Source organism: Glutamicibacter sp. BW78, from assembly GCF_002332245.1.
In the GTDB taxonomy this organism is placed as follows: Bacteria; Actinomycetota; Actinomycetes; order Actinomycetales; family Micrococcaceae; genus Arthrobacter_H; species Arthrobacter_H rhombi_A.
This window is the reverse complement of sequence record NZ_NRGU01000038.1, coordinates 252,255-276,649: the sequence shown is the minus strand read 5'-3', so window position 1 is coordinate 276,649 and position 24,395 is coordinate 252,255. Positions and strand designations below refer to the sequence as shown.

The window sequence follows — 24,395 nt, the reverse complement described above, 5'->3', positions numbered from 1 at the left end:
GCCTCCTCCCGGAACTGGTTGGGACCGTTGATGCTTTTGCGCCTCATAGCAGCCTCTCCCCTCGCAGGACAGCGATGATGAAGTCGGTGGTCTTCTTCGGCGTCGTGGCCGGATCGACCCCTGACGGTGGCGCCCAGTTCTGCTGGATGCCGGTGGAGACCTCGTTGTAATACGGGGTCTGCGGCCGCGGAGCCGAATGCTTCAACGATTCCCTGATGGTCGGCGCCATGGGGAATGCCTTCTTGATCGACGGATCGTCATAGGCCGTCGAATCCGAGGGCGGGTTGCCGTTGGTCACGAAGTATTCGACCTGGTTCTCGGGCTTCACAATGCACTCGATGGCCTCATAGGCGAGGTCGGGATGGGTGCTGGCCGCCCCGACGCCGAGGTTGATGCCGCCCAGTGGTGGACGGGATTCCTGGTCGGATTGGGTCCTGGGGTATTGCGCCCACCCGATGTCCTTCACAAGTGACTTCTCCAGGCTGCCTGCCTTGACGCTGGCGTTGGTGGCCGGCCAGACGAAGGGCCAGTTGACCATGAAGGAGCCCTTTTTGCCCTGGAAGAGCAACATCGACTCGTTCTCGGCCTGGGTGGGAAGGCCAGGGGATCCCAGCCCTTTCTTGCCGATCGTCGAGACGATCTCGGCGGCCTTCTTCCCGGCCTCCGTCTCCAATCCGAGTTTCACATCATCGGCTGCGGCCTCGGGGTTTTGCACAATATGCCCGCCACTGGATTCAACCAGGGCATTGACCCAGACGGTCATCGACTCCGCCAGGGCACCCTGGACACCGAGGTACTTTTCCTCCTCTTGGGTGGCTTTGATCAGTTGGTCCCACGTCACCGGCTTCGTCATATCCAGCCCGGCGGCCTTCGCCACGGATTTGCGGTACCAGAGGATTTGGGTGTTGGCCCAGAAGGGAACGGTGACCAGTTCGTCCTTCCACTTCGCGCCGGCCAAGGCACCGTCGAGGGTGTTTTTCGTTGTCTTGTCCGCAGTTTTTTGTGGGACCGGCGCCAGGAAACCCGGTTCGGCGAGTTCGGGGATGAACGGCGGGTCCAGGCTCATGATGTCCAGCGAGGTGTCCCCCGCCGCCAAACGCCGGGCGAGTTGTTCACGCTGGGTCGCGGCATCGGAGGGAAGCAGTGAGGTTTCAATCCGGTATTTGCCGCCGGCGGCAGCGGTACAGGTTTTGGCGATCGCCGCTTGGCCACCGTCATCGGGGTTGATGTACCAGGTCAGCACCGGCGTCGAATCCGGGGCGCCGCAACCGGATAACAGCATGGCCGAGGCAACGGCGGAGACCGCGACCCAGCGGGCACGGCGCCGGAGGCGGCCGTGTTTCGAATGTTCTGGCATCAGTACGAGCCTCCCCGTCAACGTCCGAAAGACCCGAACAAATCCGGTCTGACCGGGTCGTTCACCCGACCTTATGCCTTCGGCGTGATTTGCGCCACACTCCGAGGGTTCGTGTCTCGGGGATGGGTCGGCGGCACTGTTCAGTCGTCGTCGCCGGCTGTGGCTTCCGACTCAGGGAGGTCCTGCCCTTCGGAGGTCTCGTGGCCCGCCTCGTCCGGCGGGAGGGCCTCAAGGGTTCTGATGGTTTCGCCGTGGCGGCGCGGCACATCAACCAACCGTGGGAGCGGATGCTTCGGGAGATCTTCCGTGGGCTCAGGAATTGCGCAACGCCTTAATGAGTTCGCCCTTTTTCAGCTCCGTGTAGCCGGTCAGGCCAATCTCGCGGGCGCGTTGGGTGAGCTGCTGGACGGTCCAGTCCTCATAGCTACCCGCTTCACCGCCCCGCTCCCCCACCTCGGATCGGCTGTCTCGTGCCGCCGCATTGGCGATACGCGCTGATTTTTGTTTCGAGTTGCCCTCATCGCGCAAGGCCTCATACATTTCCTCGTCCTTGATGGGTGAGGTGTTCTCTGCCATGGCGGTTCCTCCTCCTTTAGCTGGTCCGTCTCCTCCAGACTACGGATTCACCGGTGTCGGTCAATGGCGAAGATATCCTCGCGATCACCCCACGGTGAACTGGACCCGCTGCCAACCGCTGGCTCCGTTGGGGACCGGGTCGGCACGTTTTTCGGTTTGGACCGTACCGTCGGCGTCGATGGCCCGCACGGTGGCCGAGTGGGTGCCTTCCTTGGCGCCTTTCCACTCATAGGACCATTGGCGCCAGGTATCGACGGAGGCTTCGGTGGCCATGTCGACCTTCTGCCACTCACCATCGTCGATCTTGATTTCCACACCCTTGATGCCTCGTGTTTGGGCCCAGGCGGTCCCACCGAGCATGACGGTGCCGGCGCTGACCGTCGAGAACGGCCGGGGCACATCTACTCGCGAGGCAAGTTTGATGGGGCCGTGATCGTCCCAGCCGCGGGTCGTCCAATAGGCTGCCTTATCGGCGAACCGGGTGACTTCCAGGTCAACCACCCATTTGGTGGCCGAAACATATCCGTAGAGCCCGGGGACGACCATGCGCACCGGGTAACCGTGTTCGAGCGGCAGCGGTTCATCATTCATTCCCACGGCCAGCAAGGCCTGACGATCATCGGTGAGTACCTCCAGCGGAGTGGAGGCACTGAATCCGTCGATACTGGTGGACAGGACCATATCGGCACCCTGCTGCGGGCGGGCCCGCTCCAGGAGCTTGCGCAACGGGTAGCCCAACCACTTTGCGTTGCCGACCAGATCACCACCGACGGGGTTGGAAACGCAGGTCAGGGTCAGCCACGTTTCGTCGAGCTCCATGCCCAGCAGCTCGTCGAAGCCGATGCTGAATTCTTCCTCGACCATCCCGTGAACCCGCAGGGTCCAGCTGGCCGGGTCGATGCGGGGAACCGCCAACGCGGTGTCGATCCGGTAGAAGGAATCGTTCGGCGTTACGAAGGAAGGCATGCCCTTGACCTCGGCGCCGACACCCTCGGGTAGTGGAGTGGCTTGGTTGGCCGGACGGGGCAGACGTAGCGCTTCACGGGTGGTCGCGGCCGCGTTGCGGACCCCCGAGAGGGCACGTCCACCGGCAAGCATCACCCCTGCTCCGACTGCCGTCACGATGGAGACGGTCAGGAATCTACGTCGGGAGGAGGAGGCCGGTTTCCGTGCCTGATCGCCGTCGTGTTCTTCGGCCTCTCCGGGCGATGTCCGGGAGCCGACCTGGGCGGAGGAGGCCGCAAGGCGGCTGACGTACAGCAGGGCGGCAATGCCAGCCACGGCGCCCACGACGGTCGGTACGATATCCAGGATGCCGGTGGCGGGACGACTGAGGACGGCGGCGGCCATACCGACCGCCAGCACCAGGATCGCCCCTTGGGCCAGACCGAACCTGCTGCGGGCCAGCAGACCGATTGCGGCAGCGACGAGGGTGGCCACAATGCCCATGGAGATGAAGAGCGCCAGTTTGTCGTTGGTGCCAAAGGTGGCGATGGCGAAGTCCTTCAGCCACGGCGGGGTGATGTCGATGAACGCCCCGCCGAGGGCCACCAAGGGCGAGGAAGAAGTGGAAAAGAAGGCGGAGATGAGCTCGGCCACCCCAAAGAGCAGCCCGGCGGACACCAGTCCGGCAAGAGCGTGGGGCCACCGCCGCAGTAGGGTGCGGATTCTGCCTCGAGCCGCGGTACTTCGACCGGGCATTTCCTGCGTTTCCATCATGCGCCTTCCATCCTGCCTTGCGGCCAGCAGCCCCTTGCGGGGGCGACCAGCCTGCTTCAGATGCCAGGGACTGCCTTTCGGACCCATGGATCACAGAAGATTCGGAGCCCTGGCCGATCTGGATTGGAAGGAGGCAGCTGGAACTTAAAGTTTCTGCAGGACGATGGGTTCGGTCGTGGGCTGCGGCGATCCGCCGGCCGGCTCCACGGTGATCCCCACGTGGGTCGCCGAGGACAGGCCCCCTTCCATCAGGGCGGTATCCGTTGACCCGTTGGCGAAATCGAGCATGCCCATGGGAGCCGCCCCATCATCACCAATGAGCCAGAGTTCGTAGCCTTGATCTTGCGGCAGCTTCGGCAACCCTTCGGCGGTCAGCGCGGCCAACCCGGCCGACGCGGAATAGGTCACCGTGACCTGTGCGCCATCGTCCAGCGACTGGCTGGCCGATTTCACGTCGTCGGACGAGAAGATCCGCAACATTTTCTCGTTGCTTTGATCCAGTGCGCTCATCTGGTTCTGCAGCTGGTCCTGCTGATGGTTCTGGTTGATGACAACACCGGTCAGCCCGCCGGAGGTCACCAGAAGGGCAGCTGCGGCTACGGCCAGGTATTTGGTCCCGTTGCGGCTACCGGTGCCGGCCGCCCGTCGTCGTGCCCGGGCGGACCCCAGGTCCAAGACGTCGGGGGTGACCGGGGTGGCCTCGCTCGGCGCCTCCGTTTCGGTGGTCACGGAACCTTCACCGGTCGTGGCCGCCGAGTCATCACTCACGGCAGGCAGTTGTGGGGTCTGCCGGATGGCGGCCATGATGTCCGCCTTGACTCGTGGTGGAGGAGTCACCGGTGCCGTGTGTTCGGCCAGCCGGGCGGCTGTTTCGCTGAGCGAGCGAACCTCGCGCAGGGTTTCCTCGGAGTCCAAGGCGGCGTCCTCGAAGGATTCGCGTTCGCCGGCTTCCAAGGCATTGAGTGCATAGGCACCAGTGAGTAGGTGCAGTTGCCGATCCATCACGCTACTCCCAACTGGTCTCTGAGTTTGATCATTCCATCACGGATCCGAGTTTTCACGGTTCCCACCGGGGCTTCGAGCATCCCGGCGACTTCCTGGTGGGTATATCCTCCGAAGTAAGCCAATTCGATGGCTTGGCGCTGCGCTACCGAGAGGCATTTCAAGGCCTCTTGCACTCGCTCGCTTTCCATACGGGCCTCGACGGTTTCTTGGACGTTGTCGTAGCTTTCCTCGAATCCCTTGACCCCCTCGCGGAGGTCGCGATCCTTGCTGCTTTGGCTGGCACGGACCCGGTCCACGGCGCGGCGGTGGGCCATCACCATGATCCACGAAGTGCAGCGTCCCCGGTCGGCGTCATAACGAGCTGCGTGCTGCCAGATCTCGACGAAGACCTCCTGCAGGACCTCTTCGCTTTGTGACTCGTCTCGCAGAATGCGACGGATCAGACCAAAGACCCTGGCCGAGAGATCGTCATAGAGTGCCCCGAAGGCTTCTTCGTCGCCCTGGGCGATCCTGCCGATGAGTTCTTCATGGTCCAGGGGTGCGGGTTCGTCCGCTGTCCGGGCCCATGGCAATCTCATACCTGACAGTCTCGCATGACTCCCACCTGCCTGAATACCAATTCCCTTCCCCCATGGGTACCTCTTCGGGGTACACCACCGGCTCCGACGGCTGCTGCCGCCGGAGCCCGTGGCGATCCAGCTGCGGCCCTACTTCTTGGCGGCGTCCGGCATCATGACCTCATCGATGAGGTACACGGTGGCGTTGGCGGTCTGGACACCACCGCAGATGACGGAGGCTCCGTTGACCTTCATGTCATCTCCGCTGCCGGTGACCTTGACCGAATCACCTTCGACGGTCTTGTGGGTGCCGTCAATCTCATCGGGGGTCATCTGGCCGGGGACCACATGGTAGGTCAGGACCTTGCTGAGCATGTCCGAGTCCTTGACGACGGCGTTCAGATCCTTCTCGGGGATCGCGGCGAAGGCGTCATCGACGGGGGCGAAGACGGTGAACTCGTCACCATTGAGGGTGTCGACCAGGTCGACGTCCGGGTTCAGTTCGCCGGAGACGGCCTTGGTGAGCGTGGTGAGCAGCGGGTTGTTGGATGCTGCCACGGCTACCGGGTCCTTTGCCATACCGGCGACGGATCCTTCGCCGTCCGGAACCTTCTCGGCGTAGCCGGCGCAGCCGGGGCCGATCAGGTTGGCTGCCGGGTCCATCTCCGAGGCGGAGGAAGAGGATTCGGACATCGGTGCCGAGGAGGAGGATTCGGACATCGGTGCCGAGGACTCCGCCGAGCCGGCGTCGCTGCCGCCGCCGGAGCAGGCGCTCATGGCGAGCGAGCCCACTGCCATCAGGCCGAAGAGTGCTGCGTACTTGCGATTCATGGTCTTCATGACGTGTCTCCTTGCTGTCACGGCCAGCGGCCGTGCTTGCTTCCCGTTCCCCAGTGACGGGGGTGGGCTGTCATGAAGTCATTCGGAGCCCGGCAGGATATGGATTGGAACGAGGTGAAAAGTTTTTGAATTTCTTTTCCGCCACCCCCGATGGCCGGCCCATACCATTTCTGCCGGGCCGTGCCTAGGGGGACCCATGGGGAGTTCTCCCCATGGCGGACTACCCGCCGGTAGCCTAAAGTCGTTTCCACCGGCACCGGAGCTGTTTTCCCCCCAAAGTTGCTCCGGTGCCGGGCCTTTTAACTGGGCCCTCAGGCAGGGAGCCGTTCGTGCTCAGCGCAGTCGCCGACGCACCTCCGAGAAGCCCCGCACATAGGCGGTGGACTCCAGATAGTCCCCATGGGTGGCCGGCAGGAATTGGTAGGCCTGTTCCTGATAGGAAGCAGCTTCGATGTCTTCTCTTCCCCCACCCCCGAGATAGCGGGCAGGGAACCCCAGCGGGTCCGTCGGCCGGTAGAGGTTCAGCCACCGCTCCCCCAACAGAGTTCCCAAGGACCCCTGCAGCATCACGGCAGGGCCCGGATCCGTTTCCTCGGCGATCTCCCCGGCCAGCGTGGGAGGCCAGGGATTATGCGCGGTAGGTGACGGCGGGCCTGCAGGGACCAACGAGAGCTCACCGGGGCCGCAGACACCGGGGAAGAATCGGGCGAAGTAGCGTCGCAATTGGCATCCGTAACTCAACATTCCGATCCGGTCCTGGTCTTCCTCGGCCAGACCGCGGGCCGGTAGTTGGAACAGGGCACAGACGGCCAGCACAATCCCCATCGAATGCGCCGATACCACCAGGCCGCGTTCTTCCGGCACGGCGGCACCGGGCATCGTCCCCCGGGCTTCTTCCTGCGGATGTTCCCCGGTCGTGGCCTGGCGTTCCTCGGCAAACCAGTCGACGATGCGGTCGGCCAATTCGGGCACCACCCGCTCGGCGTAGCAGGAGGGCCCAAAGGGATGGGCCTGGGTGGGCAGGAAACACATGAGGTCCCACAACAGTCCGAGCGGGCGGGAGTCAGAGCGCCGCGACAACAGATACAGCGCCGCCACCGCGATCATGCCGGCCCACAGTCCTGCGTCGCCGAGCCCCCGGAGCAACGGCCACAGGCCCCCGGTCGTCGTCCGGTCAGGGCCCCAGGAAGGGATCAGCGCCAGCAGGCCGACGCAGATGCCGATGAATACTGCCCAACCAATCCATCCGATGAACACCTCCATGCGGCGCAGCAGGGCTGCCTGACGGCGCGCGTGGTGGACCTCCTCGGCGGAGTGGGTGATCATCGGGCTGGTCGTCCAGGTCCCTGCCTGTCGGACCAGGTGTTCACGAATCGCCGCGATTTCGGCAGCCCGCAGTTTCCTTCCCCTCCGGTGAATGGCTGCCTGGCGCAGGGCCAGCCAGGACAGTGCGGCCAGCAGGAACAGGAGAAAGCCTGCTCCTTGCAGGACATAGACCAACGGCGGTTTCGGGCCGCGTAACACCCATCCCGCACCCAGGACGACGGCGAAGGACAGCAGGAGGGCGAAGCCGGCGGCCAGTGACCCGAGGATGAACGGGCCACGGCCCTTCCACCCCAAGTATTTTCGCCCCTCCCCGGGGTCGCTCCCCGAACCGTCCGCCTTCCCTGTGCGGGCCGCCCATTCGGCACCCACCAGCAGGGCCACCAGCGTAACGGCCAGGGCGAGGACGACGACCATGGCCGCCGAAGCTCCGGCGCGGGTTCCGCGTCCGGCCCCGGGATCAGCGATCCCGGCGGCGAGGACAGCGACCAGGAGGCTCGTGCAGAGCACCAGGTAGGCGGCATGGCGTCGTGGCACATCCCCGGCGATCTGGGCCTGGGGTTTCACGATCCAGACGCAGCCGCCCAGCGTCAATAGCACCGCTAGTCCGGTCGCCACCGGCCAGACGGTCCCCGCCCAGGCTGCCGCACCACTGGCCGACTGCCACCCGTCGGCATGGTCGAACGCGAGGATCGCTGCCAGCCAGGCCAACGCAGCCCCGGTATGCAGGCGGCGCAACCGCTCCATCCCCGAACCGACCAACCACAGATCGCGTTGGGCCAAAAGCGGCGCATCGGGCCGGAGCGCCGATGCCGAACGAGGCGGCACCCGTCCCGGACGTGAGGGACCGGTGAGATAGCGGGTTCGCCCGAGCATCGGCAGGACGACGACGGCTGCCAGTGCCAGCAACGGCAAGCCCAGCAGCAGGGCATCCCGGGTTCCTGGTCCCAGCTCGCCTAGGGGTGCCAGCACGATCCGCGCCCCCGGGCAGCTCAGCTCCACCCCGGCCCCGATCGCTGTGGTGCCCGTGGCGAAGCATTGTCTGCCGATCATGTCTAAGGCCACCGTGGCCGCGGTGGTCACGAAGAGCAAGCTCAACAGCAGACCGTAGAGCCGCATCGTTCCGGCCCCCAGTCCGGTGCTGATGGTCCTGGCGATCCAACGATGTTCTTCGTCGGTCGAGTCCTTCTTCTCGGGGGCTTCACCGGTGCCAATCCGACTCCGGGACCAGTAGGCGGTGTTCGCCAGCCCGTAGGGGGCCAGCGCAAACCAGAGGAGCTTGACGAGGGCATCGCCGATTCTGCCCAGGGAGGGGATCCCGGTGAACCGGGACAGGCGTCCCCAGGCGTAGGCCTCGACGCGCCGGTCGGTCGGAGCGTTGTCGGGGGCCGGCTGGCGATAGGTGGAAAATCCGGCAAGTTGATCCCCGCGGATGGTTTCGACGCGTTGCGGCGTCGTTTCGAGCATCTCGTAGGACGGCGTGTTCAACACCCCATGGATGCGCAGTTCCAGTAGTTCGGACGTACTTCCGTGGTGTTCCCCGTCGGTTCCCATCGTGGCCCCTTCCGCCTCCTGCCCACGAGGCCAGTGAATCACGATCCAGCGGGTTCCGCCTTCGAGGCCGCGAGCAGCCCGGGAGGCAGGGGTGGGTGCCGCAGCCTCCGGGGACGGCCCGTGCCCGCATCCGGCTCATTCCGCAGCGGCGCTGCCGGTCTCGCGCTCGACGGTAATCTGCCGCCGCTCGTACTCCCTGTTGCTGAAGGTCGCCTGTCGAACGATTTCAGGGTCCGTCAGGCTGGAGCCCACGGCGCCGGCAATCGTCCCCATCGACGCCGAAAGCCACGCAAGGTTGAGGTAGTCGGCGGCCACGGCCTGGTGCCCCAGCTGGGCGCCGAGGTAGTCGATGTTGATTACCACCAGACCACCGATGTAGATCACGATAAAAAGACCGATATACATGGCGGCAACAGCGATGAACACCGTCCCTGTCGTGGCGGCATTGTAGACAACGTGTCGTTCACGGCTGCGGGCACCTTGCGGGCGTTCCCATAAGCGGTGGGATCCGATCAACCAAAGCGACATGATGGTCACCGACAAGCAGCTGATGCCTGCCAGCCTCCAGGGACTGAGGTAATCGGCCATGGACCAGATATTGGTGTAGAAGATGCCAAAGGCCCCCGTCGCGATGGCCGCAGCCATCGATGAGGAAAGTTTGGGCACCAGCCTCAGGGGGCGGTTGCTCCGGACCATCCCCGCCAACATGGCGAGCCTGCCCACAGGCCCCTTCACCGTTTCGACGGTGTCCAGCGATTCGGGTCCTTCCGTTCCGTCATCCACGGTGACGATATCGCGGATCGGTGACAGTGGTTGGGCCTGGGCTCCGCTGCTCCCGGACTCGTTGTAGAGGGCGATGATGGCTCGAACCACGATGCTTCGGAGTCGCCTGAACCCGGCCATGCCGAGAGTCGGCAGGACGATCATGGCCGAACCATGCGCGATGTTGAGCGTGGACATCAGTGGTTCGTCGAGCTGGTATTTCGGCAAGTCGGTGACATAGACGAGGTAATCCCAACGGCGCTCTTGGCGCAGCATGGGCGATGTGGCGACCAGCGCGACCGTGCCATCGGTGTCCAGCGGCAAGGAAGATTCCTCCACGACGACGACCCACTCGTGCGGTTCGTCGACCTGCCGTGAAAGGAGGTCAGGCAGAATCTTGGCCAATTTCTGTGCCTGGACCAACGGGAGACCGGGGTCGGCCATGAGCCCAACGGTCACGGTATTCGGCTCAAGGTCCGGGCGCTTCTCCTCTTGGGTTGAGTCCGCCATCGGGACCACGTCCTGCTCGCTGGTGTCCATGGGACCACTACTCCTTAGGGAATGTTCTTGAATCACCGCGACGGGCTGACGAGGCGTCAGCCCGGAACGCTGAGGGGGCACAATGAGGAGGCTGATCTGCAGCTTTAGGAAGTCAATGTAGCTGTTCGGACCGCGTATCGGAAGATCATTGGCTCACGGATGACCGCACTGGAACTGCTCGTCTCCGGGGCTACCTCCAGTGGGCATATCCGTTGAAATCTTGACAGCATAACAAGCGTGTTTACTTGGCAAGCTTATGGTGCAAACATCAAGAATGCCGACTGAATCCCGGGCTCCTCGTAGCTTCAAAAATTTGTGCCCAGACCAGCGAGCAACAGGGCTGGCCCCTATTTGCCATTCCGAAGCCACCTCAGGACTTGAGCAGCTCGATGCGGTTGAGGACGTCCTCCAGAGCCATGTCGAACTCCTGCTCGTTCCAACTCTCCGCCAAGAGCGACTGCATGCGGTGAAGGTTCGGGTATCCGCCGAGATCGGCTCCCCGGTTCTCCTGCGGCACTGCGCCAGCGTGTACCCCTTCACCCTCGAGGGAAACATGGAGCAGTAGGTTTCCCAGCAGAAAACTACTGAAGGACTGATATGCCTCGGCCGCGCGCCGATCGGAAAATCCGGAGGTGGTCAGCGCAGCCAGGAAGGACTCGATCCATGCCAAGCTGCGCAACGGGGGTCTAATCCACGGGGCACCCGTCGGGCGGGTGGCGAGGATGGGAAAGACTTGCGGATAGGCAATGGCCAGTTTCCTCAGTCCGTGGGCCAGACGAACCAGATAGTCCTGCCACCCTTGGCGTGGATCCACGAAGACGTCGGGGTCTTCTTGGAGTTCCATCAGAACCTGCTCGACGATGCCGTCCAGCAGATCTTCGCGGGACGGGACGTAGCGGTAGAGGGCCATGGCTTCGACCTGCAGTTCCTGCCCGAGCCGGCGCATGGTTAGGTGCCGCAGGCCATGTTTTTCAATGAATTTTGCTCCGGTCTCGAGGATCAATTCGCGGCTGAGCGGCGCCCTGCCCCGCTCAGCAGCGCTTGAAGGCATCTCCGGTGCCACGAAACCCCCCTAATATGAATCGTCGCGTGCAAGTCTACGACGTGGGATATTGCCCCTGCCAATCAGCCGGGAGGTCGAACCTGATCGGAAGAAACAAAAAAACGGCCATCGCGACATCCAGGAGCCTGGGTGTCGCGGCAGCCGCCTCGTCCCGCGGATCGGTCAACGACCGCTCCGCGGGACCTCGGGAAACGCCTAGACGCGGTTTTTGATGCCGCGCAAAACCCACATCACGGCACCAATCACGAGGATGGCGATTCCAATCCACAAGAGGAATTTCGCAGCCTCCACTGCGACGCCCAGTACAAGCAGAATTACTCCGACAATGATCAATGTAAGTACTAGTCCCATAACGTTCAGTTTACAGGATAAACCGCACCCTGTCACTACCGTCAGTCAGCCAAACCACACGTCATCCCAGGATCAGACGCAAAACCCATCTAGCACCCCGGCAACTACTTCTCGGGGTTGCTCCGACTCGCATCACGCGCTTCCCGGGCGGAGGCGACGTCGTCGACGATGACCACGATATGTCGCAGGCTGGTGATCAGCGCGCCGTAGAGTGGCCACCTGCGCTGGGGAAGTTCATGGTCCTCGGACATCGTCGACGCCAACGAGGTCAACCGGTCCGCCAGTGGTTCGACGTCGGCATCGGGGTCGGAGATCGATCGGCCGCAATCGCGCACGAGGATCACCCACTGTTCCCGGAACCGCTCGTCCCATTCACCGGAGGCGTACGTGGCGTCGCGCAGGGTGCGGGCCAGATGCCGCAAATGCGAGATGCCTTCATCGACCCTGGAGAGGATGTGCTCGTAGCTGACCTCTTGGCTGGACGCGGGCTTCCCGTTTTTGGCCGCTCGTGAGCGGCGCAGTGCCCGCAATCCACCCCGCGGGTTGGCACGGCGGCTTTCCCTGGCGAAGCGGACGGACTGCCACGCAGAGTTCAGCTCATCGGACATCGACTGGGTCTCCGAATACCAGGCGTCGGCCCGCTCCGTGTCCCACTCAGCGGAGAGCTCGTCCGCCATGTTGCCCAACACCTCCCCCATGCGCCGGTTGATGCTGTCCACATAGCGCGCCGCCTGCTGATCGCGCAGCGGGGGGATGATCAACAGATTGACCACCACGCCCACGGCAACCCCGAGGCCGACCTCGATGATCCGGTCGAGCAAGAGGGGTTCCTGACTGGAGAACCCGCTGCCCAGGATGAAAACGGCGGTGGTGGCGATGACCATTCCCTCGTCCCGGATCCACGAAACGCGTGCCCCAACCAGTCCGACAAAGAGAGCCACGGCAAACGTCCATGGTTCGACGCCGAGGTAGTTGCCGATCACGAACGAGAGTCCGACGCCGATGACGGAGGCCACGGTCGTCTGCACGCCATGGGACAAGGAGCGATACACCGTGGCGTGCACGGTCAACAGGGCAACCCACGGCGAGAGAAACGGCAACGGTGACTCCAGCACACTCGCCGAGAACCACCACGCTCCCGTGGCGGCGACCACTGATTTGAGGATCTGGAGCAGGTCGGTGACGAAGTCGGGGCGTTTCACCAACTGCTCGAGCCAGTGGCCTGCCCGGTGCATGACACCGGCGGACGCAGCATCGCCCCCGGTCCAGTCGGCACCCGTGCGCGCGCCGGGCTTTCCCGTCGCAGCTGTGGACATCATTTTCCCCTTTCGACTGGCGCTCGACGCGATCCGCGCCGCTCGAAGCAACACCGACACTACCTGTTGGCGCTACTGACCAGAATCCTGGAAGACACCGCAGGGAACGTCCTGGTCTTCGATGACCTGGGCCCCGCAACCATTGACCCGCCGCGCGGGCCAATGCTTCACTTCACACAGGACGCTCGGGGTACTCACCAAGCCTGTACCGCGCTGGCGCCGCCCATCGCGTGTGGGCGATCCGTCCGAACATTGGAGCAGAGCCATGTACCAGGAACAGCCCCTTCCGGAAGGCAGGGTGTCGATCCCCGGCGATCCGACGCAGCCGCCCATGCATCCCGAGCCCAGCCCGAGCACCGTCCCGGCCACCGACCCTCCCACCTCACCGGAGCCGGCCGAACCATGGCCAGAACCGTCCATCGACCCCATCGAGTTCCCGCCGGAGCCCCAGACCGATCCCCAGCGCGAGCAGGTCCTCCGCGACCCGGCAGGGTGGACGGGAGCATGAGCGAGCGACGAAGGACTCCTTTGCAGCGCGCGGAGCGCCGCCAAGCAGGCCCGCATAGCGGCGAAGAGGATGATTTCCGGAATATGACCCGGCGGCGCCAAGAAACCGAAGAGAAGCTTCGGCGGCACCTTGAAAGCGAACGCGATGGTGTTGCGGTAGAGCCCGACGAAGAACAGAAGGAGCCGGAGCGCTAACCAGCCGGCGGCAACTGCCGGTTCCCAATGACGGGCGCCTCCTTCCGGGTTCGTCCCCGGCGTGACAGGCTGAATCCATGATCTCCCTCGACGCCGTCGACACAGCTGCCCTGCTGCTCATTGGCCTTCACGCCGTTTTGGGTACCGTCGCCATCGTGCTGATCTCGGCCAACCGCCGTCCGTCCACGGCGGTCGCCTGGCTGTTGGTCATCATCTTCCTCCCCTTCCTCGGTGCACTGGTCTTCTTCCTCATCGGGCTCAGTCGGCTTCCCCGCAAACGCCGTGAGAAACAGCGGCAGGTCAATGAGCTGATTCTGGAACGTACCGAAGGGCTGCACCGGGTCGGCAATAGTTCCCAGTGGCCAGACTGGCTGCGTTCGGTGGTGACGCTCAACGAGAATTTGGGCGCCTTGCCCATGGTCGGCGGCAACCGCATCGATCTCCTCGACGACTACCAAGGTTGTTTCGAAGAGATGGCCCGGGATATCGACACCGCCCTGAACTACGTGCACGTCGAGTTCTACATCTTGGTCCACGATGATTCCACGGCACCGTTCTTTGCAGCACTCGCCCGCGCGGTGGCCCGTGGGGTGAAGGTCAGGGTGCTTTCGGACCATGTATCCGGCTTCATGGCTCCGCACCGTCGACATACCCGGACGGTGCTCGAGCATCTGGGAGCCGAATTCCACACCATGCTCCCGTTGCGCCCCTGGCGGGGACAGTGGCAACGTCCCGACCTGCGAAATCACCGCAAACTCGTCATCGTCGATGGACATATCGGCTTCACCGGGTCGCAGAATATGATCGACGCCGGATACCACAAGGCCAAAAACGAGAAACTCGGCCTGCACTGGCATGAGCTGATGGTTCGGCTGGAAGGCCCTGCGGTACGCGAGCTCGAAGCTGTCTTCGTCACCGATTGGTTCAGCGAAACGGATGAGCTGCTCTCGTTGGACACCACGCCAGTGGTTCTCCCCGAAGAGTCCGGGCTCCTCGATGCCCAGGTGCTACCCAGCGGCCCGAGTTTCGAGAACGACAATAACCTCAAGCTCTACGTCTCCCTGATCCACAAGGCCGAACACCGGATCGGCATCACCAGCCCATACTTCGTGCCCGAGGAATCGACCTTGTTGGCGATGATCACCGCGGCGGCCCGCGGTCTGGACGTCGAACTCTTCGTTTCCGAGATCGGGGACCAGAAATTGGTCCACCATGCCCAACGCTCTTATTACGAGGCCTTGCTGCGCGCCGGGGTGAAGATCCACCTCTACGCTTCGCCGACGGTGCTCCACGCCAAGCACTTCACTATCGATGACGATGTTGCGGTGATTGGTTCCAGCAATATGGACATCCGGTCCTTCAGCCTGAACATGGAGGTTTCCGTGATGATCCAGGGTCACGATTTCGTTCAGGGCGTGCGCCGTATCGAGGACGGCTACCGGGCCAATAGCCGTCAACTCGTTCTGGAGGACTGGACGGACCGCCCGGCGGGCGAGAAGATCCTGGACAACCTGGCCCGCCTCACTTCCTCGCTGCAATAACCTCCCCGCACCACAGCCTGGGGGAAGGGTCCTCAGGCGGCCTTGGTGTAGCCCGCGTCGATCAGCTCGTCCACCGTTTCGGGGACGCCCGGCTGGCCGCGTTTGACGGCCACGGCGACCCCGAGCGTGATCACGGCCACCACGGTGGCACCCACGAATGCCGCCTGGGTTCCTGGGCCGTCGATGAGGGCCCCTGCCACTGCTGAGCCGAGGGCAACACCGATGAGCTGCGCCGTCGTCGTCCATCCGAAGGCTTCGGCCACGTCGGCCGCGGGAACCCCCGATGAGGTCATCTGGGTCAACGCAGCAATCACCGGGGCGACCCCGAGGCCGGCCAGGAAGACCGTGCCCATGAGCCACCAGAAGTCCGTGCTGACGCTGGCCAGCGCCAGGCCGATGACGACGACGACCATGCGCCGTGCCGTGCTGTAGCGGTTGATGCGCTTGCGGCCCAGGTAGAGCCCTGCGGACAGTGAGCCGACGCACAGGACCCCGAGGATGATGCCCGACTGCGCTCCGCCTTCACCGAAGGTCGCCACGACCGAGGCCTCGACCATCGAGATGCAGCCGCAAATCAGGAATCCGATGACCGCTGCCAGTCGCAGGGCCGGCGAGCGCAACACCGAGCCGAAACGCCCCGTGGGCGGCGCAGCGACGGCACGGGAGATCTGTTCGGTGGTGATGAACCAGATGCCACCGCCGGTGACGAAGACCGCGGCCATGACCACACCCAGCGAGGTGTTGATGGTCAGGGAGACGAACGTGGTCAGTACCGGCCCGAGGATCCAGATGATCTCCTGCAGCGAGGCGTCGAAGGAGAACAGTGCCCCGCGGGCACCGGGAGCCACCAGCGAGGGGTAGATCGAACGGGCCGCCTGCTGGAACGGAGGGGTACTCATCCCGCTGATGAAGGCAATCACCGCGTACGCCGTCACGGACAGCCCGGGAAGCGCGAGCACCAGGATCGATACCCCGGAGAGCACCAGGGTGACCAGCAGGACCCGGTGCATACCGAAACGGCCGAAGATCCGACTGCTCAGCGGCCCGGCGACTGCCTGCCCGATGGCCAGTGCCGCCAGGACGAGCCCGGCGGCGGTGTAGGAGTCGTGGACGTGCTCGACGTGGATCAGCGCGGCCAACGCGAGCATCCCTGCGGGAAAACGCGCGACCAGTTGCGAGACCACGACGCGAAGGACGCCAGGGGCACGGAAAAGATCACGGTAGGAAGTCATCGAACCAGCATAACGAAGAGTGCACAATACTGCACTATGCAGTGCATCACCATGGGGAGTTGATGTCGGTTTGGCGTAGCATGGTCTCCGCTCCATGAAAGGAACCTCCGTGACTGGCAACCAGGACATCGCCACGCTGATCGGCCAACGCATTCGCGCCCGCCGCACGGCCCGCCAATGGTCCCTCGACGAGGTCGCCACCCGTTCCGGGGTGAGCCGTCGAACACTGGTGGCCATCGAACAGGGTCAGGCGAACCCCTCCATTGCCGTGCTGTCCGGCATTTCCGACGCGCTCGGGGTGGCCTTCGCCTCCCTCGTGGATGCCGGCGAACCCGATGCCTTCCAGGTCCGCAGGGCCGGGGAAGGACCGCTGCTCTGGGAGGGGGACGACGGCGGGACCGCGCATCTGGCCGGCAGCCTCGGCGGTGCCAATGTTTCTGAACTCTGGGAGTGGCGCATGGCGGTGGGTGAATCCCACCACAGCACCCCGCACCCGCCGGGCACACGGGAGTTGGTGGCCGTGCATTCGGGCAAACTGACCCTGGGGGTCAACGACACCTCGGTGGTCTTGGCTGCCGGGGATTCCGCCACCCATGGCGGGGACATCGAGCATAGCTACACCAATGACGGACGTTCGGCCGCCGTCTTCTCCGTGGTGGTGCATTACCCGGCAGCAACGATGTTGGAGGACCCCACCGGACCGTTGAGCCTGGCCTAGCTCTCTTGAGCATGCGACGTCCGCACCTCGATCGCGGGCCCACCCCTGTCCCCCACCCGTCGAAGATGGGACGGTGGGGACATGGAGAACACTTTTGATGTCATCATTCTGGGCATGGGACCCGGCGGCGAGGTGGCCGCTGGTCGTTTGCTCAAGGCAGGACTCAACGTCGCCGTCGTCGAGCGCGAGCTGATCGGTGGCGAATGCGGCTATTGGGCGTGCATTCCCTCCAAAACGCTCCTGAGACCGGCACAGGTCCTCGCCGAAGCCCGTTCAACTCCCGGGGTCACCGGCGCCGAACTCGACTGGGCAGCGGCCAGCGATTACCGGGATGACATGATCCGTCACCTCGACGATTCGGCCCAGGTGAAGGCCTACGAAAAACGCGGTGCCACCGTCATCCGAGGAGCCGGCCGCTTTACAGCACCCGGGCACGTTTCGGTCGGCGAGAGGGCGTTGGAAGCCACCCACGTCATCGTCGCCACCGGGACGACGCCGGTGTTCCCTCAGCTACCGGGGTTGGAAGACATCACGGCCTGGGCCAACCGCGAGATCTACACCGCGACGACGTTGCCGGCCCGTGTCGTCGTCGTCGGGGGTAGCGCCGTCGGGGTGGAGACCGCCACGTTCCTGGCCCGTTTCGGGGTGGACACCACGTTGGTCCACCGTGGTTCGGCGTTGCTGTCCCGCGAGGAACCGCGCGTCGGGGAATTGACCCTGGAACAGCTCGAAGGGGCCGGGGTCCGCGTCCTGTTGGATTCCTCTCCCACCCGCGCACGACGCGATGGCGAGGACAGCGTGCTTGAGCTCGAGGGCGGGGACGTGCCCGAGGTATCGGCAGACGTCGTCGTGTTCGCGACGGGACGGCGCCCGAACACCGGTGACCTGGACGTCGAAGCCGCGGGCATCACCCTCGGGGAGAAAGGCGAGATCGCCGTCGACGGTTCCTGTCGGGCCGCCGCGGGCGTCTGGGCCATCGGTGACGTCAACGCCATCCTGCCCTTCACCCATGTGGCCAAATATCAGGGACGCATCGTCGCCGACGCGATCCTGGGCCAGGAGCGCACCGCCCACTATGACGGGATTCCGCGGGTGGTCTTCGGCATCCCCGATATTGCCTGCGTCGGGCTAACCCACCAGCAGGCCACGCAGGAGGGCCTCTCGGTGGAATCCGTAGAACTGGATGTCACCGCGGCCTTGGCCAAACCGTGGATCGACGAACCCGAACCGGCTTCGCGTCTGGGCCTGCTCGCCGACACCAAGCGGCAGGTATTGGTCGGCGCCTGGGCGGTGGGTCCCGATGCAGCCGAGTGGATCCACCATGCTGCGTTGGCCATCCGCACCTCGATCCCGATCGAGACGCTGCGTGATCAGGTCCCCCAGTTCCCGACCTTCCACGAGGCCTACCTGGAAGCCCTGGGCCGCTTCACCTTCTGAGCCTCGGAGTGGCCCGGGCGCAGCGCTAGCTCAACCCGGTTTCGCGCAAGGTGATGTTGATGCGTCCGGTCTCCAGCCCGCAGCCCGCGGGGGCCGTCTCCGGATGCACCTTGGTGACCCCGTGGTAGGCGAGCCGGGAGGGGCCACCGAAGACGAAGAGGTCCCCGGAGACCAGGTCAATGTCCTCATAGGGTTTATTTCGGTTCTCCGTGTTCCCGAACCGGAAGCGGCAGGTGTCCCCGATGGACAGCGAGACCACCGGGGCCCGGGATCGTTCGTCCCGGTCTTGGTGCATGCCCATGCGGGCGGCGTCGTCGTAGTGGTTCACCAGGGCGGTGTCCGGGGTGTAGGCCTGCCCCGCCTGCGGGTCGCCGGTGGCCTCGAGAACTGCCTTGCGCCCGAGCCGGACCAGCCAGTCTGGGACGTCCAGCACCCGGTTGCCATTCACGTCCACCGCTTCACGTGTGTACTCATAGGGTCGCCAATGCCATCCCAGGCAGACGGTTTTCACGCTCATCTCATGTCCGCCGACCCGTGCCGAACGGATCGGTACCGGGCCGTTGACCCATTCGTGGAAGCGGTCAACGATCCAGCGCTGCTGGTCCAGCCTTAACCAGCCGGGCACCCACATCGCCCCGGGAGCCAGCTCGCGGCGCGGCCGGTGCAACAGGTCATCGCCGAACAGTGCCTCGCCGCTCATGCCGCGGCTTCCAGACCCAGCAAGGCCTTCTTGGCCTCCAGCCCGCCGATGTATCCGCCCAGTGAGCCGTCCGTGCGCACCACCCGGTGGCAGGGCACCACGATGGGCAGCGGGTTTCTGGCACAGGCGGACCCCACGGCACGAACCGCTTGGGGATTCCCCACCGAGTCGGCGACCTGCGCGTAGCTGAGGGTCTGGCCGTAGTTGATGTGCGGGAGGTAACGCTGGACCTCGAGCCGGAAGCCGGCCGACAGCGAGCGGTCCAGTTCCAGATCGAAGTGCCGGCGGTGACCGGTGAAGTATTCCTCGACTTCACGGGCCGCCTCGTCGAGCCGGGCCGTGCCGCGCAGGATGCGGGAGCCCAGGCGCGACGCCAGGGTTTCGACCACGGTGTCGAAGTCCTCGCGTTCAAAAGCTACCCGCACCAGCCCTCGTTCGGTGGCAGCCAGGAGCAACGGGCCAACGGGGCTGTCCACCATCCGGTAGGCCACGTCGAGGAGGTCTGCGGCATCGGCCCGTTCGGCCAAGTCCAGTCGCAGGGACGCTAGATGCGCCGCCTCATGGGGGGTGTCGGTGTTCATTTGAGAGTTCCTTCCCGGAAGGCGTCGGCCCCGTAGGTCCGGCGCAGGGTGTTCAATCCGTCGGCTGCTGCACGCCTCACGGCCTCGGCCGTACCGCCGATGAGCTCTGCCGTTTCGGTGTGTTTCATGCCGCCGAAGTAGTAGTAGGCCACCGCGAGTCGTTGACGGGTGGGCAGTTGCCCCACCGCGGCCCAGAGTTCGGGCTCGCCCGTCCCCGGGTTGCCCCACGCAGAGGCCGGCTCGGGCAGGTATTCGGCAGGAACTCCCTGACGGGCGCGGGTTCGGGTCACGTCGATGGCCTTGCGGTGGGCGACGGTAACCAGCCAGGCCTGCATATTCGTCTCCTCATCGATCCCGGGCCAGGCCTGCAGTGCTGCCAGGAACGTCTCGGACCAGGCGTCGTCGGCATCGGCTCCGGCCCCTAGGACGGCACGGCAAACGCGCAGCACGGTTCTCCCATGCCGTTGAACAACGGTTTCGAATGCCTGTTTATTCTTCATCACCCTGTAGACGCCTGACGGAGAGGAAACGTGAGATGCGTCTTTCAGCCTATTCTCCTCCAGGGCCCCACCAACTGCCGTTCACCCCTGTTCGGGGCCAACCGTGATGATCGGGCCTTGGGCTTGGCCGGTCCCGGGCACCAGATCAGGTCGCTGTCCGCCGCAGCCGGCACGGGCTTCGAAGGCCCGCGCGTAACGCAGCAGTTCGACATCGCGGTAGTGGTTAGTCGCCAACTGGAAGCCCACCGGGAGCCCTGAGGAACTCAGTCCTGCCGGGAGGGCCAGGACGGGCACCCCGGTCGCTGAGAGCAGGGAGGCGGAGCGCATCCAGTCCAGGTACGACGTCGATGCGGTCCCGTTGATTGCTGCCGGATAGCGCAGCGTCGCGTCGAAGGGCAGGACTTGGGCCGCCGGGCTGAGGAAGAGGTCGTAGCGGGAAAAGAAGTCTCGGGTGCCTGCGGCCAGTCGGGTTCTGGCCGCTGTGGCTTCGATGAGTTCGGTGGCGGTCAGCGACCACCCGGCATCGACGTTCCAGCTGACCTCCGGCTTGATCTGGTCGCGGTGGCTGTCCACCAGCGGGCCCAATCCTGCGGCGAAATCGGTGGCCCGCGTACGTGCGAACACCAGATCCGCCCCCGTGAAGTCGATGGAGGCTTCCTCGACGATCGCACCGGCCTCTTCGAAGTGGCGCATTTGGCTCCGCAGCACCTCCAGGACCTCGGCCTGTACCGGGACGCCGAGGCCGAAGTCGGGGCTCCACCCGATCCGCACCCCTCGCAGATCGCCGGGATTCCTACCGCCCCCCGCTCCCCCGGAGCCTTCGAAGATCCCGGCAAAGGAAGCCCCAGTCAGCGGCGCCGAGGGCAGCACCCGCTCGGAGGGACCAGCGGTGGCCGCCATGAACAGCGCAATATCCTCCACGGTCCGGGCCATCGGTCCGGTGCGCGAGAGCCAGGCCCAATCGTTGTCGACGGCGGGCATCGGGATCACCCCGTGGGAGGGACGGAACCCGACGACATGGCAGAACGATGCAGGAATGCGTAGCGAGCCTCCCATATCGGATCCATCACCCAGGGGTTGGATGCCGGCGGCGAGGGCTGCGGCCAGCCCGCCGGAAGATCCTCCGGCACTGAGTGTGGGGTCGTAGGGGTTCGTCGTCGTCCCGAAGACCGGGTTGAAGGTATGGGAGCCCGCGGCGAATTCGGGGACGTTGCTCTTACCCATGGAGATCACTCCGGCGGCACGCAACCGCGCAATAATGGGCGCATCATCGTCGGGCACGTGGTCGGCAAACAGCGAGGAGCCCTGAGTGCTGCGCATCCCGGCCACGTCGTGGGTGTCCTTATGTGTCATCGGCAGTCCATGCAACGGCGGCAGGTCGGCCCCGGAGAGCGTCAGCCGGTCGGCCGCATCTGCGCGATCCAAGGCTTCTTCTGGTGCCAGGGTGACCACGGCGTTGATCACCGGATTCACCTCGGCAATGCGGTCCAGCTGGGATTGCACGGCTTCCCGGGCTGAGAGGTCCCGACGGCGGATGGCACGCACCAGGGAAGTCGCTGACATCTGCTGGAGTTCGTTCACTATTTCCCCGGTTTCGTGGTGGCTACATTGACCTCCAGTGTCCACCGTTGCCCTGCTGTCGGGAACACCCGCCGAGCAGGAGCGTGTGCCACAGCTCCGGGCTCGACAGCCGCGTGGGGCTCGGGTCCTTGGAATGGCCCCTCTGACATGGCAACGTATCCTCCATGGCAGGGACACCTCCGGATCAGACGTCCGAACCGTTGGGGGTCGGCGGCGTCGCCGTTTTGGCCCTGTTCCTCGCGGGTAGTGTGCTGTTGGTTTCGGTGCCGTTGGGCATCGGTCTTGGTGCCGCCGCGGCCCTTCCCGGGCTGGGTGATTTCAAACCCGGGGTGCTGCCCTGGGGCGCTTTGATTCTGACCGGTTTCCTGCTGGCCTGGCTGGTGGCCGATGAAGTCTTGGAGTTCGCCCTGAAGCTGATCCTGCCCCGGGATCTTCGGGTGGCCCGGGAGGTCCTGTCCCTCCTCGGAGGGCTGGCCGTCCTGACCGGCTTATTCACCTTGGTGGTGACATCCACGCTGACCGCATTCGTGGCCGCCGCGATCGCTTCACTACTGCTGCTCGCACTGAAACCTGTCATTGACCGTTTAGAGGCCAACGCACCGCGTTAGTTGGCCGTGGTCGGGCTGCCGGTTCCCCACAGAGAACCAGCGGCTTAATGAACTGTGGCCGACCCCTCAGCGGGATCGGCCACAGGCATCTGTTGGCTGAGTCTACTTCTCCCAGCCGATGTTCTCCGGTTCTTCAACCAACCAGCCCGAGGGGCCATAGTTGGCCAGCCCCTTCTTGACGGCTGACATATCAGGTCCATTGCTCAGCGGAAGGGTACCGAACTGTGCGAGGGCCTTGGTTTCAGCTTCATTGGCGAGTTTCAGCGCCTCGTCCTGATCAGCAACTGTCGTGACCTTCTTCATCATTTTATCGACCTCGTCGCTGCCCACACCCGAGAAGTTGCTTTCGGAATCCGAGCAGTAGAGCTGGCAGGCCCAGGCGTAACCGTAGGGGTCGCCCTGGCTCCAGCGCATGATGATCACGTCGAAGGCACCACTGGTGACCGTCTTGGAGAAGTCAGCACTCTTCTTATTGTCGATCTCCATCTTCAGTCCGGCCTTCTTGGACATCGACTGCTGGGCGCGGGCCCGGGCATCCGAGATCGGGTCATCGCCGAAGTTCACGTATTTGAACTCAGCGACCTTTCCGTCCTTGGCGTAGTAGCCGTCATCATTCATGGTCCAGCCGTTGTCTTCCATGAGCTTCTTGGCAGCGTCAACGTCGTGCTCAAAGCCGTCCAAGTTGTCCGTGTAAGTCGGCATCCAGGGGTAGAGCACCTCCGAGCCCGGAAGCGGCTCTTCCCAATCGAGGCCCTTATAGGCGATTTCCTGGAGCTGCTTGCGATCGGTCGACAGCGAGAAGGCCTTACGGGCATAGTCGTTCTCGAACAGCGGGCTGTCCTGCCCGAACGTGTACACGGCGACGGAGCTGTCGAAGCCGCGCCGTAGCTGAACGTCTTCCATGTCCTTGATCTGCGCCAGACGGTCCGCGGTGCCAACGCCGGTGGCATCGATCTCTCCATTTTGGAAGGCGTTGATGGAAGCGGAGGATTCCATCTGTTTATAGACCACCTTGTCCAGCTTCGGCTTCTCACCCCACCATTCGGGGTTGGGTACCAGCGTCAGCTCGGTTTTGGAGTGGTCGCCAACCTTATACGGTCCGGCGCGCAATTCGTTGTGGGGGTCGTTGACCCAGCCGGTTTTGTAGAACTTTGCGTCCAGGTTCTTCGGGTGTTCCAGGTTTCCGAAGAGCGTCTCATAGGGGTAGAACGACTTCTTGAAGGTGACGATGGCTTCCTTCTCGTTCTCACCTTTCTTCACGCTCTCAATGTTTTCGTAGCCGTCGGTAGCTGCCGGGTTGTACTTATCCGACTTACCGCTCTGGGTCTTCCATGTGGTTTCAAAGGCCTTCCACGTGATCTGGTCTCCGTTGTTCCACTTCGCGTCCGGGTTCAACACGTACTTGACGGTCTCGGGATCTTCACTGACCAGCTCGGCCGAGAGCAGGTAGTCCTTGTCCGGGCTGGCTTCTCCACTTTCGGTGAAGTTCCACAAAGTCGGAGAGGTCCAATTATCGATGTTGGTCGTATACACCGTGTTGCCATCGATGTTGAATCCGTTGAAGTTCGGCGGAATCTCACCGATGGACAGGGTCAGCGTCCCACCATCCTTGACAGCGTCGCGTTCCTGCGGGTTGTTATAGAGCTGCCCAACCTCGGGCTGGGGTAGCGGATCGGTGTTGGGTGCGACGCCGGCGGCCGGTTGCTTCGCCGCCGACTGATCAGCGCCATCGCTGCCGTCGCCATTATTCGCGCCACCGCAAGCGGAGAGCGCGAAGACGGAAGCCGTCGCGGCGACCGCCAGGATCTTGTTCATTTTCATACTTGAAACTC

22 protein-coding genes are annotated in these 24,395 nt (G+C 64.2%); 6 read left to right on the top strand and 16 right to left on the bottom strand.

What is annotated here, in order from left to right; genetic code table 11:
• Nucleotides 1-43: 43 nt before the first annotated feature.
• The 10 genes from CIK75_RS11560 to CIK75_RS11515 all read right to left on the bottom strand — a co-directional run bounded on the left by CIK75_RS11560 (nucleotide 44) and on the right by CIK75_RS11515 (nucleotide 12,963).
• Nucleotides 44-1,357 (bottom strand): extracellular solute-binding protein, encoded by a 1,314-nt coding sequence (locus tag CIK75_RS11560; protein ID WP_096224327.1) that lies wholly within the window; start codon nucleotides 1,355-1,357, stop codon nucleotides 44-46.
• A 312-nt stretch (nucleotides 1,358-1,669) separates the two neighbouring features.
• Nucleotides 1,670-1,933, bottom strand: a complete 264-nt coding sequence (locus tag CIK75_RS11555) for a Rho termination factor N-terminal domain-containing protein (RefSeq protein WP_096224326.1) — start codon at nucleotides 1,931-1,933, stop codon at nucleotides 1,670-1,672.
• 84 nt (nucleotides 1,934-2,017) lie between these two features.
• Entirely contained in the window at nucleotides 2,018-3,652 is a 1,635-nt protein-coding gene (locus tag CIK75_RS11550) for a molybdopterin-dependent oxidoreductase (protein ID WP_096224325.1), read from the bottom strand.
• 144 nt (nucleotides 3,653-3,796) lie between these two features.
• The gene (locus CIK75_RS11545; protein WP_096224324.1) at nucleotides 3,797-4,654 is read right to left on the bottom strand and encodes an anti-sigma factor; all 858 of its coding nucleotides are present in this window, start codon (nucleotides 4,652-4,654) and stop codon (nucleotides 3,797-3,799) included.
• Nucleotides 4,654-5,235: an ECF RNA polymerase sigma factor SigK gene (sigK, locus tag CIK75_RS11540; protein ID WP_087000186.1), complete on the bottom strand. Its 582-nt coding sequence runs from the start codon at nucleotides 5,233-5,235 to the stop codon at nucleotides 4,654-4,656. Before sigK ends, CIK75_RS11545 begins: the two co-directional genes overlap by 1 nt.
• Before the next feature lie 129 nt (nucleotides 5,236-5,364).
• Nucleotides 5,365-6,054, bottom strand: a complete 690-nt coding sequence (locus CIK75_RS11535) for a fasciclin domain-containing protein (RefSeq protein WP_096224323.1) — start codon at nucleotides 6,052-6,054, stop codon at nucleotides 5,365-5,367.
• A gap of 333 nt (nucleotides 6,055-6,387) precedes the next feature.
• Complete coding sequence (locus CIK75_RS11530) at nucleotides 6,388-8,931, bottom strand: hypothetical protein (protein WP_096224322.1); 2,544 nt, start codon at nucleotides 8,929-8,931, stop codon at nucleotides 6,388-6,390.
• A 135-nt stretch (nucleotides 8,932-9,066) separates the two neighbouring features.
• Nucleotides 9,067-10,233, bottom strand: a complete 1,167-nt coding sequence (locus CIK75_RS11525) for a hypothetical protein (protein WP_241895419.1) — start codon at nucleotides 10,231-10,233, stop codon at nucleotides 9,067-9,069.
• 370 nt (nucleotides 10,234-10,603) lie between these two features.
• Nucleotides 10,604-11,296 carry a TetR/AcrR family transcriptional regulator C-terminal domain-containing protein gene (locus CIK75_RS11520; protein ID WP_241895418.1) on the bottom strand — a complete coding sequence of 231 codons (693 nt, stop codon included), beginning with the start codon at nucleotides 11,294-11,296 and terminating at the stop codon, nucleotides 10,604-10,606.
• 455 nt (nucleotides 11,297-11,751) lie between these two features.
• Entirely contained in the window at nucleotides 11,752-12,963 is a 1,212-nt protein-coding gene (locus CIK75_RS11515; protein ID WP_241895417.1) for an aromatic acid exporter family protein, read from the bottom strand.
• 265 nt (nucleotides 12,964-13,228) lie between these two features.
• Here CIK75_RS11515 and CIK75_RS11510 point away from each other — a divergent pair, with 265 nt between their 5' ends.
• From CIK75_RS11510 to cls, 3 genes are all read left to right on the top strand, one after another.
• A complete protein-coding gene (locus CIK75_RS11510) occupies nucleotides 13,229-13,471 on the top strand; it encodes a hypothetical protein (protein WP_096224320.1) in 243 nt (80 codons plus the stop codon).
• Complete coding sequence (locus CIK75_RS16075) at nucleotides 13,468-13,665, top strand: hypothetical protein (RefSeq protein ID WP_143413339.1); 198 nt, start codon at nucleotides 13,468-13,470, stop codon at nucleotides 13,663-13,665. Before CIK75_RS11510 ends, CIK75_RS16075 begins: the two co-directional genes overlap by 4 nt.
• Nucleotides 13,666-13,742: 77 nt before the next feature.
• Nucleotides 13,743-15,206, top strand: coding sequence for a cardiolipin synthase (gene cls, locus CIK75_RS11505; RefSeq protein WP_096224319.1), 1,464 nt, complete (start codon nucleotides 13,743-13,745; stop codon nucleotides 15,204-15,206).
• Between the two features lie 32 nt (nucleotides 15,207-15,238).
• Here the strand turns inward: cls and CIK75_RS11500 are convergent, their stop codons facing one another.
• Nucleotides 15,239-16,438 (bottom strand): MFS transporter, encoded by a 1,200-nt coding sequence (locus CIK75_RS11500; RefSeq protein ID WP_158225960.1) that lies wholly within the window; start codon nucleotides 16,436-16,438, stop codon nucleotides 15,239-15,241.
• A gap of 109 nt (nucleotides 16,439-16,547) precedes the next feature.
• Between CIK75_RS11500 and CIK75_RS16070 the strand changes: the two genes are divergently transcribed.
• Both CIK75_RS16070 and CIK75_RS11485 read left to right on the top strand, forming a co-directional pair.
• Entirely contained in the window at nucleotides 16,548-17,156 is a 609-nt protein-coding gene (locus CIK75_RS16070; RefSeq protein ID WP_158225958.1) for an XRE family transcriptional regulator, read from the top strand.
• A gap of 81 nt (nucleotides 17,157-17,237) precedes the next feature.
• The gene (locus CIK75_RS11485; protein WP_096224318.1) at nucleotides 17,238-18,593 is read left to right on the top strand and encodes an NAD(P)/FAD-dependent oxidoreductase; all 1,356 of its coding nucleotides are present in this window, start codon (nucleotides 17,238-17,240) and stop codon (nucleotides 18,591-18,593) included.
• 25 nt (nucleotides 18,594-18,618) lie between these two features.
• On the opposite strand, the gene CIK75_RS11480 is transcribed toward CIK75_RS11485, so the two are convergent.
• The 4 genes from CIK75_RS11480 to CIK75_RS11465 all read right to left on the bottom strand — a co-directional run bounded on the left by CIK75_RS11480 (nucleotide 18,619) and on the right by CIK75_RS11465 (nucleotide 21,958).
• Entirely contained in the window at nucleotides 18,619-19,293 is a 675-nt protein-coding gene (locus CIK75_RS11480; protein WP_096224317.1) for an alpha-ketoglutarate-dependent dioxygenase AlkB, read from the bottom strand.
• Nucleotides 19,290-19,874 (bottom strand): methylated-DNA--[protein]-cysteine S-methyltransferase, encoded by a 585-nt coding sequence (locus CIK75_RS11475; protein ID WP_096224316.1) that lies wholly within the window; start codon nucleotides 19,872-19,874, stop codon nucleotides 19,290-19,292. Before CIK75_RS11475 ends, CIK75_RS11480 begins: the two co-directional genes overlap by 4 nt.
• Complete coding sequence (locus CIK75_RS11470) at nucleotides 19,871-20,374, bottom strand: sigma-70 family RNA polymerase sigma factor (RefSeq protein ID WP_096224315.1); 504 nt, start codon at nucleotides 20,372-20,374, stop codon at nucleotides 19,871-19,873. The genes CIK75_RS11475 and CIK75_RS11470 overlap by 4 nt, the downstream gene beginning before the upstream one ends.
• Nucleotides 20,375-20,455: 81 nt before the next feature.
• Nucleotides 20,456-21,958, bottom strand: a complete 1,503-nt coding sequence (locus CIK75_RS11465; RefSeq protein ID WP_096224434.1) for an amidase family protein — start codon at nucleotides 21,956-21,958, stop codon at nucleotides 20,456-20,458.
• A gap of 161 nt (nucleotides 21,959-22,119) precedes the next feature.
• Here CIK75_RS11465 and CIK75_RS11460 point away from each other — a divergent pair, with 161 nt between their 5' ends.
• Complete coding sequence (locus CIK75_RS11460) at nucleotides 22,120-22,563, top strand: hypothetical protein (protein WP_096224314.1); 444 nt, start codon at nucleotides 22,120-22,122, stop codon at nucleotides 22,561-22,563.
• Nucleotides 22,564-22,665: 102 nt separating this feature from the next.
• Here the strand turns inward: CIK75_RS11460 and CIK75_RS11455 are convergent, their stop codons facing one another.
• Nucleotides 22,666-24,384 (bottom strand): ABC transporter family substrate-binding protein, encoded by a 1,719-nt coding sequence (locus CIK75_RS11455; protein WP_158225957.1) that lies wholly within the window; start codon nucleotides 24,382-24,384, stop codon nucleotides 22,666-22,668.
• Nucleotides 24,385-24,395 lie beyond the last annotated feature (11 nt).

Excerpts from the sequence above, each read along its gene's own strand:
- CIK75_RS11560 (WP_096224327.1), bottom strand. The coding sequence starts at position 1,357 with ATGCCAGAACATTCGAAACACGGCCGCCTCCGGCGCCGTGCCCGCTGG.
- CIK75_RS11555 (WP_096224326.1), bottom strand. The coding sequence starts at position 1,933 with ATGGCAGAGAACACCTCACCCATCAAGGACGAGGAAATGTATGAGGCC.
- CIK75_RS11550 (WP_096224325.1), bottom strand. The coding sequence starts at position 3,652 with ATGATGGAAACGCAGGAAATGCCCGGTCGAAGTACCGCGGCTCGAGGC.
- CIK75_RS11545 (WP_096224324.1), bottom strand. The coding sequence starts at position 4,654 with ATGGATCGGCAACTGCACCTACTCACTGGTGCCTATGCACTCAATGCC.
- sigK (WP_087000186.1), bottom strand. The coding sequence starts at position 5,235 with ATGAGATTGCCATGGGCCCGGACAGCGGACGAACCCGCACCCCTGGAC.
- CIK75_RS11535 (WP_096224323.1), bottom strand. The coding sequence starts at position 6,054 with ATGAAGACCATGAATCGCAAGTACGCAGCACTCTTCGGCCTGATGGCA.
- CIK75_RS11530 (WP_096224322.1), bottom strand. The coding sequence starts at position 8,931 with ATGGGAACCGACGGGGAACACCACGGAAGTACGTCCGAACTACTGGAA.
- CIK75_RS11525 (WP_241895419.1), bottom strand. The coding sequence starts at position 10,233 with ATGGACACCAGCGAGCAGGACGTGGTCCCGATGGCGGACTCAACCCAA.
- CIK75_RS11515 (WP_241895417.1), bottom strand. The coding sequence starts at position 12,963 with ATGTCCACAGCTGCGACGGGAAAGCCCGGCGCGCGCACGGGTGCCGAC.
- CIK75_RS11510 (WP_096224320.1), top strand. The coding sequence starts at position 13,229 with ATGTACCAGGAACAGCCCCTTCCGGAAGGCAGGGTGTCGATCCCCGGC.
- CIK75_RS16075 (WP_143413339.1), top strand. The coding sequence starts at position 13,468 with ATGAGCGAGCGACGAAGGACTCCTTTGCAGCGCGCGGAGCGCCGCCAA.
- cls (WP_096224319.1), top strand. The coding sequence starts at position 13,743 with ATGATCTCCCTCGACGCCGTCGACACAGCTGCCCTGCTGCTCATTGGC.
- CIK75_RS11500 (WP_158225960.1), bottom strand. The coding sequence starts at position 16,438 with ATGACTTCCTACCGTGATCTTTTCCGTGCCCCTGGCGTCCTTCGCGTC.
- CIK75_RS11485 (WP_096224318.1), top strand. The coding sequence starts at position 17,238 with ATGGAGAACACTTTTGATGTCATCATTCTGGGCATGGGACCCGGCGGC.
- CIK75_RS11480 (WP_096224317.1), bottom strand. The coding sequence starts at position 19,293 with ATGAGCGGCGAGGCACTGTTCGGCGATGACCTGTTGCACCGGCCGCGC.
- CIK75_RS11475 (WP_096224316.1), bottom strand. The coding sequence starts at position 19,874 with ATGAACACCGACACCCCCCATGAGGCGGCGCATCTAGCGTCCCTGCGA.
- CIK75_RS11470 (WP_096224315.1), bottom strand. The coding sequence starts at position 20,374 with ATGAAGAATAAACAGGCATTCGAAACCGTTGTTCAACGGCATGGGAGA.
- CIK75_RS11460 (WP_096224314.1), top strand. The coding sequence starts at position 22,120 with ATGGCAGGGACACCTCCGGATCAGACGTCCGAACCGTTGGGGGTCGGC.
- CIK75_RS11455 (WP_158225957.1), bottom strand. The coding sequence starts at position 24,384 with ATGAAAATGAACAAGATCCTGGCGGTCGCCGCGACGGCTTCCGTCTTC.